Below are 13,928 nucleotides of genomic sequence, written 5' to 3'. Positions count from 1 at the left end.
CCTCTGTATACCGGCCGGGACCCGGGCGCGGGGGGCCGTCGCCGTCAGCCGGCCGGCGTCGTCAGCAGTGCGAGCATCTCGGGCAGGTCGAAGAAGCGGGCCGTCTCCACCGCCGACGGGTTGCCGTGGTGCGGGTCGGCCCCGGCGGCGAGCAGCGCCCGGACCGCGTCGGCGCTGCTGCGGAACGTCGCGGCGGCCAGCGCCGTCTGCCCCCGGTCGTTGGTGGGGCCGTGGTCGGCACCCCGGGCGAGCAGCGCGGCGACCGGTCTCCGGGTGGGCGTGGTACGCCGCCAGGATCAGCAGGGTGTCGCCCTTGTCGTTGGTCAGGTCGACCGGCAGCCCCGCGTCGACGTAGTCGGCCAGCTCGTCGGTGCCGCCGTCGCGCGCCAGGTCGAACATCCGGTGTGCGAACGCCAGCGTCTCGGCGTCGAGTTCCTCACTCACCGGTCCAGGTTAGTCGCGCGGCAGCCCGGTAGGTTGCTCGGCCGGCGCGCTGGGGAGGGTCGCTCGTGTCCCGGCATGCGGAATTACCTATTAAACCCATAGGATTTACAGGCTAAGCTGAGGCTCCGCACGTCGCCGTACCCCGAAGGACCACCATGACCGACCGTCGCCAGCCCGACCCGCTCGCCATCGCCGGAGCATGGGCCGCCGACCCGGCCGGATGGCCGGTGCCGCTGCGCTTCGACCCGGCCTCCCGGTGGTACGCCCGGCTCGACCGGACCGCCGACCACGAGGTCTGGGCGCTGAGCTGGCTGCCCGGGCAGGGCACCGACCTGCACGACCACGGCGGCTCGGGCGGCGCGTTCCTCGTCGTGGCCGGCGCACTCACCGAGGAGACCGTCAGCGGGGGCCGGCTGCGCCCGCATTACCTTGCCGCCGGTTCCGGCCGTCGCTTCGGACCCCGGCACGTGCACCAGGTGACCAACCGGGGCGGCGAGCCGGCCGTGAGCGTCCACGTCTACCGCCCCGCCCTGCGCCGGATGACCCGCTACCTGCTCGCCGACGGCCGGCTCCGCGCCGCCGAGGTGGCCGAGGCCGGGGTCGCCTGGTGAACGCCCCACCGTCCCGCGCCACCGGCCGCCAGCACCCACCGGAGGAAACGACCATGCCGCAGACCGACCCGCACGCCTGTCCGGCCCCGGCGCCGCCGGGCTCCCGGGGCATCGACGAGATCCTGGCCGCCGCCCGCGCGCGGCTCGATCGGCTGGATCCCGAGCGGGCGCACCTGGCCTGTCGTGGCGGAGCGCTGCTGGTCGACATCCGCCCGGCCGCCCAGCGCGCCGCGCACGGCGCCGTGCCGGGCTCGCTGGTGGTCGAACGCAACGTGCTGGAGTGGCGCTTCGACCCGCGCTGTCCCGCACGGCTGCCGCAGGCTGTCGGCTACGACCTGCCGGTGGTGGTCATCTGCCAGGAGGGTTACACCTCCTCGCTGGCCGCCGCCGCCCTGCAGGACCTCGGGCTGCACCGCGCCACGGACGTGGTCGGCGGCTTCGTCGCCTGGCGGCTCGCCGGCCTGCCCGTCCTCGGCCCCACCCCGCCACCCCGTCCGTCCACTCCCGCGCCCCCGGTGACCGCCGGCCGGGCGCCGTCCTGACCGTCCCGCCCCACCGGGCGTGGCGGCACCGCCGTCCCCAGGAGGCTCCATGTCCGTCGTCGCCCTCACCCCCCGGCCCCAGCCGGCCGGCCGTCCCGGGCCGGTCCGCCCGCGCTCCGCACCGACCCTCACCATCACCCTCGACGTCGCTCCCGGGCCGCTGAGCCCCCGCCTGGCCCGGCTGCTGGAGCTGATCGGCGAACTCGCCGAGTCGGGGGAGGGCCGCGTGCGCCCGGCCGCCGCCGAGGGCCCGCCGGCGGCGCCCCGCCCGGCCCAGGCCGTCGCGCACCCCGGCGGAGCCGCGGCCGTCGTGGACCCCGGCCCGGCCCCGGACGCCGGGCGTCCCGACGGGGTCCGGATCCTCGCCGGGCCCCGGGTCGTCCACCACGGTTCCCGGGCCGTGGCGCTGACCCGCATCGAGTACGACCTGCTGCTGTTCCTGGCCGAGCGGCCCCGCCAGGTCTTCACCCGCCTCCAGTTGCTCGCCAACGTCTGGGGCTACGAACACGCGGTGGCCCGCACCGTCGACGTGCACGTCCGCCGGCTGCGCGCCAAGTTCGGCGCCGACACGCCGCTGGTGACCACCGTCCACGGTGTCGGCTACCGCCTGGCCGACGAGGCCCGGATCGAGGTCGACCGGAGCCAATGACGGGCACCGGAACCGGGTTCGACGGCGGCTCCTGACGAGCCCGCACCCCCCGCGCGGCGCATCCTCTTCCAGGGCAGGAGCGTCTGCAAGGGCGGGGCCGGCTGCGTCGCGTGTCGTCAAGCTGCGGGTGCCGGCTCGGTGGGCCGTGGCGTGAAGAAGCGGATGATGTCGTCGGCTGCGGTGGGGGACAGCATCATTGCCTGGACTCGTGCGGACATTTCGGCGATCGGGTGGGTTCTGGTGAACATCGCCTCCTCGTACGTCTGGATCGCCGAGTCGGGGTCGGCGGGGTTGGTGGCGAGTTCGGCGGCGAGTTCGGCGGCGTCGAGCATGGCTTGGTTGGCGCCCTCGCCGACCGGCGGCATGAGGTGCGCGGCGTCACCGATGAGGGTGATGCCCGGTTGGTGGGCCCAGCGTGTACCAGTGGGCATCGCCTCGATCCTGCGTGGGGTCGGCGGGCTGTCGCCGGCTTCGATGAGTGCGGTGAGGCTGGGGTTCCAGCCATCGAACATGTCCAGCAGAGCGCGCTTGCTGCGGTAGGCGTCCAGGTGGCGGTCGTCCGCGGGTAGGGAGATGCCGACTCGGATGCTGCCGTCGCCGAGGCGTTGTGCTGCCAGGATCTGGTTCACGCCGATGCACCAGAGGTTTCCGGGGCCGACCAGATCGGCGAGATCCGGGTGGCGCCGGTCGGCGTCGCCGATGGTGAGTTCGACCAGGGTGGCCACGGAGGACAGTGCCGCGTCGGTCAGCAGCGACCGGACGACCGAGCGTGCGCCGTCCGCGCCGATGAGGACGTCGCAGTCGGCGCTGTGGCGGCCATCGAACGTCAGCCCGAAGCCTCCGTCGGGTCGTGGCGTCGCCGCGACGAGCCGGTGCTGCCAGGCCACCGCGTCGCCGGGGAGTGAATCGAGCAGAAGATCACGCAGTGCGCTGCGGTCGATCTCGGGGCGTCCGGAGAATGAGCCGGGTTGTGGCTTGTGGTGTACGAGGGTGCGTCCGGCCGGGTCGAGGATGCGATGCTCCTCGCCCTCCGGCCGTGCCTCGGACCGGAATCGGCCGGCGAGGCCCGCATCGGCCAGGGCCTGTTGCCCGGACTCCGGGTGCAGGTCGAGCGATCCGCCTTGTGATCGCGCGGATCGGCTTGCCTCGCGTTCGTACACGACCGCGTCGATGCCGTGCCGGTGCAGGATTCGGGCCAGCGTCAGGCCGCCAAGGCCACCACCGGCGATCGCGATTCGCATCATCGTCTCCGTTACCGTACGCTGTACCTCATGGATACGCCGTACGGTAATGCACCGGTGCCCGTCTGGGAACGGCCCGAGCCCCAGCCGCGGGCGGCGCCGGTGCCGCTGAGCCGAGCGAAGATCGCCGCCACGGCGATCCGGCTCGCCGACGCGCACGGCCTCGAGGGGCTGTCGGTACGCAAGATCGCCAAAGAACTCGGCGTCGGTCCGATGCGGCTCTACGACTACGTGAGCAACAGATCCGAGCTGCTCGATCTGATGGTCGACACCGTGTATGCCCAGATCGCCGAGGCCGGCCAGCACGCCGAGTGGCGCGCCACGGTGCTGGCCCTCGCCCAAGCGACCCGCGAAGCCGCCCTTGACCATGAGTGGTTCGCCGACCTGCTCGGCGGAAGGCCACACCTAGGACCGCACGCGCTCGCCGTGGGCGAATCGACCGCGGCGGCGCTCAGCCAGGCTCCCGGCGTGCGCGGCATCGACGATCTTCAGCGGGCTGTGGGTGCCCTCAACGCGTTCATCGTCGGGGCACTCCGCAGGGAGATCACCGAGCGACGCACCGCCCGTTCAACCGGCACCGACGTGTCCGCTTGGCAGGCCGCCCTCGGGCCCTACCTGACACGCATGCTCGAAACGGGCCGCTACCCCACCGTCGCCCGGCTCGTCATCGACGGCGCGCACCTCAACGCCGAGGAGACCTTCCACCACAACCTGACCGCCATCCTGGACGGCATCACCGGCCATCCCCACACGTGACCTACTGCTCGCAGGCCAGTGCCGGCTGAACACTGATACACCTCGATCAGAGATCCGGATCTGTCGCCGAGCGGGTGCGCCCTGCCGGGCGTTCGTCACTGCCCCGACGCTGTCCGGGTGTCTCCTCGGTGGTGACGTCCTGGCCGGCGTCGGGCGGACGTCGTTGGCGGTCGCCGCGGTTGACCGAGTCACCGGCGTACTCAGTCGCCGCCGATCTGGCCCGCGCCGTTGAGGTAGGTGAGAACGGCGAGGACGCGGCGGTGGCCGCTGTCGGTGACGGCGAGGCCCAGCTTGTTGAAGATGTTGCCGATGTGCTTGTGTACGGCGTTGGCGGTGATGACAAGCCGGTCAGCGATGGTGTTGTTGTCGTGTCCCTGGGCCATTTGCGCGAGTACCTCGCGTTCGCGGGGGGTGAGGACGGCGATCGGGTCCCTGCGGTGGGCGAGGAGTTGGGCGATGACCTCGGTGTCCATGGCGGTGCCACCGGCGGCCACCCGGCGCAGCGCGTCGACGAACTCATCCACCCGGCTGACGCGATCCTTGAGGAGGTAGCCGACGCCGCCGCCGGTGGTGGCGAGTAGTTCGGCGGCGTACTGCTGCTCGACGTACTGCGACAGCACCAGGACCGGTAGGCCAGGGTGCTCTCGACGGGCCCGCAGGGCGGCTCGGATGCCCTCGTCGCGAAATGACGGCGGCAGCCGGACATCGACGATGGTGACGTCGGGCCGATGGTCCCGGACGGCGGTGAGGAAGCCCGCCGCGTCGCCCGCGATGGCGGCGATGTCGAACCCCACGCTGTTGAGCAGGAGTTCCAGCCCGCTGGCCAGCAGGACGTTGTCTTCGGCGATTACCACCCGCACGGCAGCTCCATGGTGATCGTCGTCGGCCCGCCGGCCGGGCTGTCGATGTCGACGGTGCCGTCGAGCGCGAGCACCCGGCGACGGATCCCGGCAAGGCCGGTGCCCCGCCGATCGTCGGCGCCGCCAGTGCCGTTGTCGGTGATCGCCACCGACAACCGGTCTGCCGTTCGGCTCACCCGTACGCCGGCCGTGGTCGCCTGGCTGTGCTTGGCGACGTTGGTGAGTGCCTCGGCGACGGCGAAGTAGACGACGGCCTCCACGGCCGCCGGTACCTTTTCGAGGTTGCCGATCTCCAGTCGGGTTGGCACGCCGCAGCGGGCCGTCACCGCGGTCAGTGCGCCGGTGAGGCCGCGGTCGGCGAGGATCGGCGGGTAGACGGTCCGGATCACCTCGCGGAGCTCGGTCATCGCCTCTTCGGTTCCTTCGTGTGCGTCCCGAAGAAGGTCTTCCAGGAACTGCTCGTTTCGCGGATTGTTGGTTAACGCCTGTCGGGCCACGGCCAGCCGCATCGCGATGGCCACCAGCCGGGCCTGGGTGCCGTCGTGCAGGTCGCGTTCGATCCGGCGCAGCTCTGCGCCGTGTGCGTCGAGCACGTCTGCCCGGGTGCGGGTCAACACGGCGACCCGGTCGGCGAGCCGTTCGGCCGTCGAGTGCGACAGCACTACCAGGCAGATCCGGGCGTGTGCGCGAGCGATCGGCGGGAAGGCCAGGTACGCCAGCGCGGTGAGCAGGAGGATCTGCAGTGGACCGAGGGTGAGGGCTGTCGCCCAGCCGGTCACCGGAATGTCGATGAACAGCCGGGGCCGATCCTCCGGTGCGAACGCCCACCACAGTGGCGTGGCGACCGCGGCGGGCAGGAGGTTGCCCACGCACAGCAGCGTGAGCAGGCCGAGCGCTACCCCGGTGATGGCGTTCACCGGCAGCCAGAGCAGGTCGCGAGGGGTGGCCGGATCGGCCCATGGGCGGCGTCCCGTCGTGCGCAGGGCAGGGCGCGATGCCAACGGCGTCCCGAGCAGCCGGCCGGCGCGGTCACGGTGCCAGTTCGCCCAACGCCGGGCGAGCCTCGGATGGCACAGCAGCGGCAGCGCGAGCAGCGTGGCGATCCCGGTGGCCAGCGATCCCAGGAGGTAGGCCCCGCCCCGCCACACCTGTACCCACCGTCGACCCGACGTCACAGGATTGCCCTTTCTGCGTACCCTCCTCGAGGGCAGCGTCCCTTCGCGTTCCCGGCACGGCGTCGAGTCTGCCCGGTGGCCGCCGCCCGCGGCACTACAGCCAGCTGTACCTCGCATCCGGTGGTACGCGGTATCGCTATCCGACGACGCGGAAATCTAGCGTCGAACGCATGAGGTTGACCAGCAGAAACCCATTGAGACGACGCGTTGCGCCGGTCGAGGCCACCGTGACCGACTCGCTGCACCGGGGTGCAATGCCGACATTTGCGACACAGTCGTACGCAGTGCAACTGGATTCGGTGTCGAAGGAGTACGGGTCGGGGAAGACCACGGTACGCGCTCTCGACCGGGTGACAGCCGGGTTCCCGCGCGGTACGTTCACCGCCGTCATGGGCCCGTCCGGGTCCGGCAAGAGCACCTTCCTGAACTGTGCGGCCGGTCTGGACCGGCCGACATCGGGCCGGGCCGTGCTGGGTGACACGGAGCTGTCCAGCCTGTCGGAGACCGAGTTGACCGAGCTCCGGCGGGACCGGATCGGGTTCGTCTTCCAGGCGTACAACCTGCTCGGTGCGCTGACCGTGGCGGACAACGTCACGTTGCCTGTCCGGTTGGCCGAGAGACCGGTCGATCCCGAGCAACTGGCGAGTGTCCTCGCCGCGGTCGGGCTCGCCGAGCATCACGACCGCCGACCGAGCCAGCTCTCCGGTGGCCAGCAGCAGCGGGTGGCGATCGCCCGGGCGCTCATCAACCGGCCCGACCTGGTGTGCGCCGACGAGCCGACCGGCGCGCTGGACAGCCGCAGCGGCCGCCAGGTCCTGGCACTGCTCAGGAAGATCGTCGACGACCTGGGACAGACCGTGCTGATGGTCACGCACGATCCGGTCGCGGCCGCGCAGGCCGACACCGTGGTGTTCCTCGCCGACGGCCGATTGGCCGGCGAGATGACCCGACCGTCCGCCGAGCAGATCGCCGAGCGGATGACCCACCTGGGGGAGCCGTGAACCGCCGCGTGATGTCGAAGCGCATGCTGGCGCTGGCCTGGAGCACGGTCAAGGGACGCAAGGGCGGGTTCGTCGCGGCATTCGTCGCGGTGCTGTTCGGCTCGGCGGTGATCACGGCCTGCGGGATCCTGCTGGAGAGCAGCGAACGCTCGGGCGTGCCCACCGAGCGCTACCAAGCTGCCGACCTGGTGGTGGGCGCCCCGCAGACACTGCCGATGGCCGACGACGTGGATCCCCGGTTCGGCGAGCGGGCCACCCTGCCGGCCGGCCGGGTCGGCGACATCGCGCGAGTCCCCGGCGTCCGCGCGGCGATCGCCGACGTCAACGTCCCGGTCAGCCTCGTGACGGCGGACGCCGACGTGCTCGCCGGGCCGGACAGCACCCCCGCGCTCGGGCATGGCTGGCAGTCGGCCGCGCTCGGCCCGTTCACCACGAGCGCCGGCCAGGCCCCGACCGGGCCGGACGACGTGGTGCTGGACTCCGCGCTGGCCGAGCGGGCCAGCGTCACCGTCGGCGCGTCGGTTCGACTCGCGGTCGGCTCAAACACGTCGACCTACCGGGTGACAGGCATCGTGAGTCTGCCAGGAGGCACCCTCGCCCGGCAGTCCGCACTGTTCTTCACCGATGACCGGGCCCGGGAACTGACCGGCCAACCGGACCGGGTGGACGCGATCGGCGTGCTGGCCGCACCCGGTGTCAGTGCCGACGAGCTGGCAAGCGCCATCGAGGCGGCAGTCACCGGTGTGGTCGTCTACACCGGCAGTGACCGGAGCGAGGCCGAGTTCCTCGACATCGGCAGCACGCGTTCGTTCATCAGCGGGCTCTCCCTGGCGTTCGGCGGCAGCATGGTTCTGGTGATCATGATCGTCGTGGCGAGCACACTCGCGCTCTCCGTTCGGCAGCGGCTGCGGGAACTGGCGCTGCTGAGGGCGATCGGCGCGACCCCGAAGCAGGTGCTCGGCATGATCGCCGCCGAGACCATGGTGGTGGGCACGCTCGGAGCAGTGCTCGGGGTGATTCCGGGCGTCGGGCTGAGCTTCCTCTTCCGCGAAACCTTCACCCTGGTCGGCGCGGTTCCGGACGACTTCGAACTGTCGATCAGCCCGCTGCCGGTACTCGCGGCGATGGTGCTGTGCCTGATCGGCGCCCGTTTGGGCGGCTGGATAGCCGCCCGGCGCGCGGCCAAGCTCAGGCCGGTGGACGCGCTCGGCGAGGCCGCGGTGGAGCCACCCAAACTCGGCTGGCTCCGGTTGACCGTCGGTTTGCTGCTGGTCCCCGCCGGTATCGCCATGGCGGTCGTGCTGCCGTGGGTGCTACCCGGTGAAGGGGCCGCTGAAAGCGCGGCCTTCTCGGCGTTCCTGCTCGTCTTCGCCGTCGTGCTGCTGGGGCCGCGGTTGCTCGGCGGTGCCGTCACCGTGCTGGGCCCCGGGCTGAACCGCAGGTCGGGCGCCAGCGGGTTCCTCGCGACCGCGAACGCGCACGCCAACTCGCGGCGGCTCGCCGCGGCGACCACTCCTCTGATCATGGGTATCACCCTGGCCACCGCGCAGCTCTTCAGCGGGACGACCGCGAGTTCGGCCGCGCGGGATCAGGCCGCAGACGGACTGCGCGCGGACTACGTCGTCACGTCCACGTCCGCCGGCGTGTCGCCCGAGGTAGCGGACGTGCTCCGGGACGTGCCCGGCGTCTCGGCGGTGACCCCGGTCGTCCGTACGCGGACGCTGGCGACCTTCGGCTCGAGGGACAGCCCTCAGATCAGGACCTACTCGGCCCAGGGGGTCACCGGTGACCAGCTCGCCGAGACCATGGATCTCGCCGTTCTCGAGGGCGATGTCGCGGATGTGCAGGGCAACACGGTGGCGTTGAGCCGGATCGCGGCGGGCACCCTCGGCGCTGCTCTCGGCGACACCGTCGACCTCCGTCTCGGTGACGGCACGCCGATCAGACCCACCGTGGTCGCGCTCTACGAGAGAGGACTCGGCCTCGGCGACGTCACGCTGCCGCACGACCTCGTCCTCGAACACACCACCGACCGCCTGGACTTCGCGGTGCTGGTCACGGCGGCCACGGGAACCGGCGTCGGGGCACTCGGCGATGCGTTGCGATCCGCCGTCCGACACCTCCCGACCGTCCAGGTCAACAACCGCGAGTCGTTCGTCGCCGCGCAGAGCGCTGCGGCCGCCGGCGAGTCGGCGGTCGGCCTCATCCTCAACGCGGTCCTGCTCGGCTACCTCGCGATCGCCGTGGTGAACACCCTGGTGATGGCGACCGCCGCACGCTTCCGCGAATTCGCCCTGCTCCAACTGGTCGGCGCCACCCGTCGCCAGGTGTTCGCGATGATGCGCAGCGAGACGAGGATCATCGTCGTCGCGGCCGTGCTCATCGGTACCCTGGCCGCGATCCCGTCATTGATCGGCACGAGCATCGGACTGACCAGGACGCTGATTCCGTCCATTCCACCGCTCATCTACCTGGGAATCGTCGCGGTCGCCGCGCTGCTCGGCTGGGCCGCCATCATGAGCTCGACTCGGATCGTCATGCGGTCGCAGCCGGTCGACGCGATTGGCGTACGCGAGTGACGCCGGCGGCACTACAGCCAGCTGTACCACATATCCGGTGGTACGAGGTATCGGTCCGCGTCGGCGCGGCTCCTAACGTCGACGGCATGAGATTGAACAGCAGGAAACCATCGAGGCGGCGGGTCGCGCTGGGTGCGGCGGCGGGACTTGTCGCCCTCACGTTCACGGTCACCGGGCTCGAACCGGCCGAAGGATCGGTGACCGGTTCGGGCCACGCCGGCGGCCGGTTGCAACGGGACACCGACGCGATCCACGCCCTCGGGGTGACCGGCGTTCAAGCCCGGGTGACCACCTCCGACGGCCGGCACCTCGTCGCCACCAGCGGCGTCGCCGACCGGGTCACCGGGCGCCCGGTGCCACCCAACGGACGCTTCCGGATCGCGAGTACCCGCAAGGCGTTCGAAGCCACCGTCGTCCTGCAACTGGTCGAGGAACACCGACTGTCCCTCGACGACACCGTCGAGCGGTGGCTACCCGGCGTGGTCCGCGGCAACGACAACGACGGCCGCCGGATCACCGTGCGTCACCTCCTGCAGAACACCAGCGGCATCCACGACGACCTGCCCGGCTACACCACGCCCGAGGAGTACCTCCAGCAGCGATACGACGTGTACACCCGCGAGCAACTCGTGGCGCGGGCGATGAACCACCGGCCGGACTTCGAACCCGAAGCGGGCTGGGCCTACTCCAACACCGGCTTCGTCCTGGTCGGGATGATCGTCGAGCGGGTCACCGGCCGTTCTCTGCAACAGGAGGTCACCGACCGGATCGTCGGTCCGCTCGGGCTGCACCACACCACCTGGCCCGGGACCTCGCCGTTCCTACCCCAGCCGCACGCCCAGGCATACCAACTGTTCGAGACCGGTGAGCTGGTGGACGTCACCGAGCAGGTTCTGGTGGACCCGGACTCCATGGCCTCCAGCGCCCGGGACCTCGACCGGTTCTTCCGTGCGCTGCTGGGCGGCCGGCTGCTGCGCCCCGCACAACTGGCCGAGATGAAGCGGACGGTCGAGATCAACGAGGACGTCAACGCGATCTGGCCGGGCGGTCTCTACGGGCTCGGCCTGGTCAGCCGCCCGCTGCCCTGCGGCGGCGTCTACTGGGGCCACGACGGCGGCGACGGCGGCTACATCACGGTCACCGGCGTCACCGACGACGGCCGGCGCAGCGCCGTGGTGTCCATGTCCGCCTCGCTCGGCGATTCGCTGGACAGCCTCCTCCAGCAGCAACGCGGTGCCGACACGCTGATCCAGAGCGCCCTGTGCGGCCGGGTGTAACCGAACCGCGCGGCGTGTCGTGAACGAGAGCCCTGACCGGCGATGGTCACGCCGGTCAGGGCCGGTCCAGAGGCGGAGCCCGACAGAACGCGAGTTGCCCAACCCGCCAGAGGTCGGGTGCCCCAGGCCGTGCTGGTCACGCTTGACCTGCTGTTGGCTGGGCCTCAAGGTAACCGGCTCACGGGTGTATGCATCCGGACGTGCCGATGAGCGGGCGTTCTGGCCGGAACCGCTCGGACGACCTCCGCGCCTGCCTTCCGCCAGGACAAGGGCGTAGAGTCGCCCCATGATCGAATCCCAACGCGAAGCCGTGCCGCGCAACGACGGTGGCGAGCTCGACACCGCCCTCGCGTTCTTGTCCTTCGCTCGAGCATGCGTGCTGAAGAAAGTCGCGGGCTTGACTGAGGAGCAGTTGCGGCGGCGCCTCGTCGTCTCCGACACCACACTGCTGGGCCTGGTCCAACATCTGACGGACGCCGAACGGTACTGGTTCGGCTACACGTTCGCCGGCGACCCGCGCCACGCCGACGTCGACTTCGACATGGTGGTCGAGCCGGACCGATCCCAGGACCAGATCATCGCCGGCTACCGGGCTGCGATCGCCGAAAGCGATGCCCGCATCAGCGCAGCCGCTGGCCTCGACGTTCTCACCGCGCAGCCGGTCGGTGACGCGCCTCGTACGCTTCGCTGGGTGCTTGCCCACATGACGAGTGAGACCGTCCGGCATGCCGGTCACGCCGACATCCTGCGGGAGCTTGTCGACGGTGCCACTGGACGGTGAGAGGTCGGCGACTCGGGGTCGTACGCCGTCCGGTGCTACCGGAATGCGGGCCAGTGCTCCGCCCTTCAGGGCGGGGGTGAAGGCCCGCGCTGGGAGGGCCGCCAAGGCCCGAGCGGTGCCTTAACCTGCAGCTTGCTCCCGGTAGCCTTGACCTCGGCCTGCCCGGCTGCGAGGACGTCCGGACGTGCCGATGAGCGGTTGCGTCGGGAGCGGTCGACGAGCGTGCGGCCGGCATGCCGACGGATAGACGAAGGCGGGTAGTTCTCGGGGCGTTCCCCGGGCTGAGGTTCGCTGTCGCCACCGTCGTCCCGACGCGGCGGTTGACGTCTCCGCACACTGCGACTTGACGCAACCCGAGTTCGTGATGGGCGACCTCATCCGGCCGAATCAGTCGTCAGCGCTCCGCCTGTCATGCAAGCGCCGCCGGCGATCGGACAGGGCTGTCGTTCACTGCCCGAGAGGGCGGTAGCGGAGGTGCACGACGCCGTTTCGGAATCGGCGCTCATCGAGGAGCTCAAGGTCGGCGCGCATGCTGGTCGGCAGTCCTGGCTTGCCCCCGCCGACGACGATGGGCAGGATGAACAGCTGGCACTCGTCGACCAGCCCGGCCTTGAAAGCCTGCGTCGCGAGGTCGGCGCCTCCGACGGTGAGATCGCTGCTGGCCGTGGCCTTCAGTTCGTGTACCGCGGCGGGGTCGAAACGGCGTTCGAGTCGAGTGTCGGCAGTTGACACCGCGGCGAGGGTCGTGGAGTAGACGACTTTGCTCGCCGCCTGCCAGGCGTTCGCGAAGTCGGCCATGAGGTCGGACCGCGCGGCCAGAGTGGCGTCGGTCTCCCAGACGGCCATCGACTCGTACAGGCGCCGCCCGTAGAGAAACGTGCCCACAGACCGCAGGAGGTCGGTGGTGAACGCGAATACCTCGTCGTCGACTGGGAGCCAGGCGAACGCGCCGCGTTCGTCCTCGATGTAGCCGTCAAGCGACACGTTCGTCACGTAAATCAGCTTTCCCATGCCTCTACCTCTCGATGATCAGCTGCAACAGCCTGGACATTCGTCAGCGTGGCGTCCAGCTTGGTGAACGCTTGGCGCCAACCCTCCTCGCTGGGGTGCGCCAGATGTTCGGGGAGCCACTGGCGGATCTCCAGTCGTGTCCGTCCGTCAGCCTCGTCGTAGAAGTCGACCCGCAGTCTCGTCTCGAACGGCTCGATGTCCTCCTGCAGCCGGCCACTGACGTGCATGACGCCTTCGAGTAGTTCGCCGTCGGCGACGTCGGTGAGGTCGACGTGGATGTGCACGCGAAGCTCGGGTTCGGCTGCATTGACCTCCGTCCACCGTTGAAAGCCGCCGGGGCGCACGTCGAACTCAATCTCATCGCGCGGCAGTGAGTTGCCGATCGGGCCCCACCACGCCGCCAAGTGGTCGGGATCGGTGAAGGCTCGGTAGACGAGCTCCCGCGGCGCGTCGAACACACGCGAGATGACGAGCTGCGGAGTTTCCGTTTTCATTCGAGCTCCCTGGGGTCGTCGACCATCCGGTCCGTTGCCCGTCCGGCGGCCTGCACCGCGACGAGGTGGGCATCGAGGCGGGTGAGGGACGAGTCCCAGAGCCGCCGGTAGCGCTCGATCCAGTCGGCCGCCTCGCGCAGCGGGGCAGCCTCGAGGCGGCTCGCGCGCCACTTGCCCGACCGCGACCGCGAGATGAGTGCGGCGCGCTCGAGCACCTTCAGGTGCCGTGACACCGCCGGCATCGAGATGGACAGAGGAGCGGTGAGCTCTGTGACCGTGGCGTCGCGTTCGGCCAGCTCGGCGATGATCGCCCGTCGAGTCGGGTCGGCGAGCGCCGAGAACACCGCGCTGAGCTGATCGGTGCCAGCCATCGGAGGCTCCCTTCACTTAACCACCGTGTTAAACGTATTGGGACGCGAGTGATGTTGTCAACGGATGGGTCGCCGGTCCGGCTCGGTCCCGCCACCAGCGCTGACGTGTGGGCGAACAACCTGCGGCAAGACGGTG

At 70.7% G+C, this 13,928-nt stretch carries 15 protein-coding genes; 8 read left to right on the top strand and 7 right to left on the bottom strand.

All coding sequences use genetic code 11. The annotated features are described in order from the left end of the window. Positions 1-44: 44 nt before the first annotated feature. Positions 45-200, bottom strand: a complete 156-nt coding sequence (locus ACZ6Q9_RS03165) for a hypothetical protein (protein WP_466021388.1) — start codon at positions 198-200, stop codon at positions 45-47. A 399-nt stretch (positions 201-599) separates the two neighbouring features. Here ACZ6Q9_RS03165 and ACZ6Q9_RS03160 point away from each other — a divergent pair, with 399 nt between their 5' ends. From ACZ6Q9_RS03160 to ACZ6Q9_RS03150, 3 genes are read left to right on the top strand one after another with little or no spacing between them, the layout of a single operon-like run. Then, positions 600-1,055, top strand: coding sequence for a cysteine dioxygenase (locus ACZ6Q9_RS03160; RefSeq protein ID WP_396826593.1), 456 nt, complete (start codon positions 600-602; stop codon positions 1,053-1,055). A gap of 53 nt (positions 1,056-1,108) precedes the next feature. Then, positions 1,109-1,597: a rhodanese-like domain-containing protein gene (locus ACZ6Q9_RS03155; RefSeq protein WP_396826595.1), complete on the top strand. Its 489-nt coding sequence runs from the start codon at positions 1,109-1,111 to the stop codon at positions 1,595-1,597. A gap of 49 nt (positions 1,598-1,646) precedes the next feature. Next, positions 1,647-2,246, top strand: coding sequence for a winged helix-turn-helix domain-containing protein (locus ACZ6Q9_RS03150; protein ID WP_396826597.1), 600 nt, complete (start codon positions 1,647-1,649; stop codon positions 2,244-2,246). Positions 2,247-2,362: 116 nt separating this feature from the next. Here ACZ6Q9_RS03150 and ACZ6Q9_RS03145 read toward each other — a convergent pair whose 3' ends face one another. After that, a complete protein-coding gene (locus ACZ6Q9_RS03145; protein WP_396826599.1) occupies positions 2,363-3,487 on the bottom strand; it encodes an FAD-dependent oxidoreductase in 1,125 nt (374 codons plus the stop codon). A 30-nt stretch (positions 3,488-3,517) separates the two neighbouring features. On the opposite strand from ACZ6Q9_RS03145, the gene ACZ6Q9_RS03140 reads away from it, so the two are divergent. Further along, positions 3,518-4,243 carry a TetR/AcrR family transcriptional regulator gene (locus ACZ6Q9_RS03140; protein WP_396826601.1) on the top strand — a complete coding sequence of 242 codons (726 nt, stop codon included), beginning with the start codon at positions 3,518-3,520 and terminating at the stop codon, positions 4,241-4,243. Between the two features lie 200 nt (positions 4,244-4,443). Here ACZ6Q9_RS03140 and ACZ6Q9_RS03135 read toward each other — a convergent pair whose 3' ends face one another. Both ACZ6Q9_RS03135 and ACZ6Q9_RS03130 read right to left on the bottom strand, forming a co-directional pair. Next, positions 4,444-5,103: a LuxR C-terminal-related transcriptional regulator gene (locus ACZ6Q9_RS03135; protein WP_396826603.1), complete on the bottom strand. Its 660-nt coding sequence runs from the start codon at positions 5,101-5,103 to the stop codon at positions 4,444-4,446. Beyond that, the gene (locus ACZ6Q9_RS03130) at positions 5,091-6,251 is read right to left on the bottom strand and encodes a sensor histidine kinase (RefSeq protein ID WP_396826605.1); all 1,161 of its coding nucleotides are present in this window, start codon (positions 6,249-6,251) and stop codon (positions 5,091-5,093) included. The genes ACZ6Q9_RS03135 and ACZ6Q9_RS03130 overlap by 13 nt, the downstream gene beginning before the upstream one ends. A 281-nt stretch (positions 6,252-6,532) precedes the next feature. Here ACZ6Q9_RS03130 and ACZ6Q9_RS03125 point away from each other — a divergent pair, with 281 nt between their 5' ends. The 4 genes from ACZ6Q9_RS03125 to ACZ6Q9_RS03110 all read left to right on the top strand — a co-directional run bounded on the left by ACZ6Q9_RS03125 (position 6,533) and on the right by ACZ6Q9_RS03110 (position 11,916). Further along, positions 6,533-7,279: an ABC transporter ATP-binding protein gene (locus ACZ6Q9_RS03125; RefSeq protein WP_396826607.1), complete on the top strand. Its 747-nt coding sequence runs from the start codon at positions 6,533-6,535 to the stop codon at positions 7,277-7,279. Positions 7,280-7,290: 11 nt separating this feature from the next. Beyond that, positions 7,291-9,858: an ABC transporter permease gene (locus ACZ6Q9_RS03120; protein WP_396826609.1), complete on the top strand. Its 2,568-nt coding sequence runs from the start codon at positions 7,291-7,293 to the stop codon at positions 9,856-9,858. A gap of 86 nt (positions 9,859-9,944) precedes the next feature. After that, entirely contained in the window at positions 9,945-11,135 is a 1,191-nt protein-coding gene (locus tag ACZ6Q9_RS03115) for a serine hydrolase domain-containing protein (RefSeq protein WP_396826611.1), read from the top strand. A 286-nt stretch (positions 11,136-11,421) separates the two neighbouring features. After that, complete coding sequence (locus ACZ6Q9_RS03110) at positions 11,422-11,916, top strand: DinB family protein (RefSeq protein WP_396826613.1); 495 nt, start codon at positions 11,422-11,424, stop codon at positions 11,914-11,916. Between the two features lie 447 nt (positions 11,917-12,363). Here ACZ6Q9_RS03110 and ACZ6Q9_RS03105 read toward each other — a convergent pair whose 3' ends face one another. From ACZ6Q9_RS03105 to ACZ6Q9_RS03095, 3 genes are read right to left on the bottom strand one after another with little or no spacing between them, the layout of a single operon-like run. Beyond that, positions 12,364-12,927, bottom strand: coding sequence for a dihydrofolate reductase family protein (locus ACZ6Q9_RS03105; RefSeq protein WP_393265625.1), 564 nt, complete (start codon positions 12,925-12,927; stop codon positions 12,364-12,366). Further along, positions 12,915-13,421, bottom strand: coding sequence for an SRPBCC domain-containing protein (locus ACZ6Q9_RS03100; protein ID WP_396826615.1), 507 nt, complete (start codon positions 13,419-13,421; stop codon positions 12,915-12,917). Before ACZ6Q9_RS03100 ends, ACZ6Q9_RS03105 begins: the two co-directional genes overlap by 13 nt. Continuing rightward, positions 13,418-13,792 carry an ArsR/SmtB family transcription factor gene (locus tag ACZ6Q9_RS03095; RefSeq protein WP_393449005.1) on the bottom strand — a complete coding sequence of 125 codons (375 nt, stop codon included), beginning with the start codon at positions 13,790-13,792 and terminating at the stop codon, positions 13,418-13,420. Before ACZ6Q9_RS03095 ends, ACZ6Q9_RS03100 begins: the two co-directional genes overlap by 4 nt. Positions 13,793-13,928: the final 136 nt, after the last annotated feature.

Source organism: Micromonospora sp. NPDC049139 (assembly GCF_055586845.1).
The sequence above is the reverse complement of the archived record's forward strand: the minus strand, read 5'-3'. Positions and strand labels throughout refer to the sequence as shown.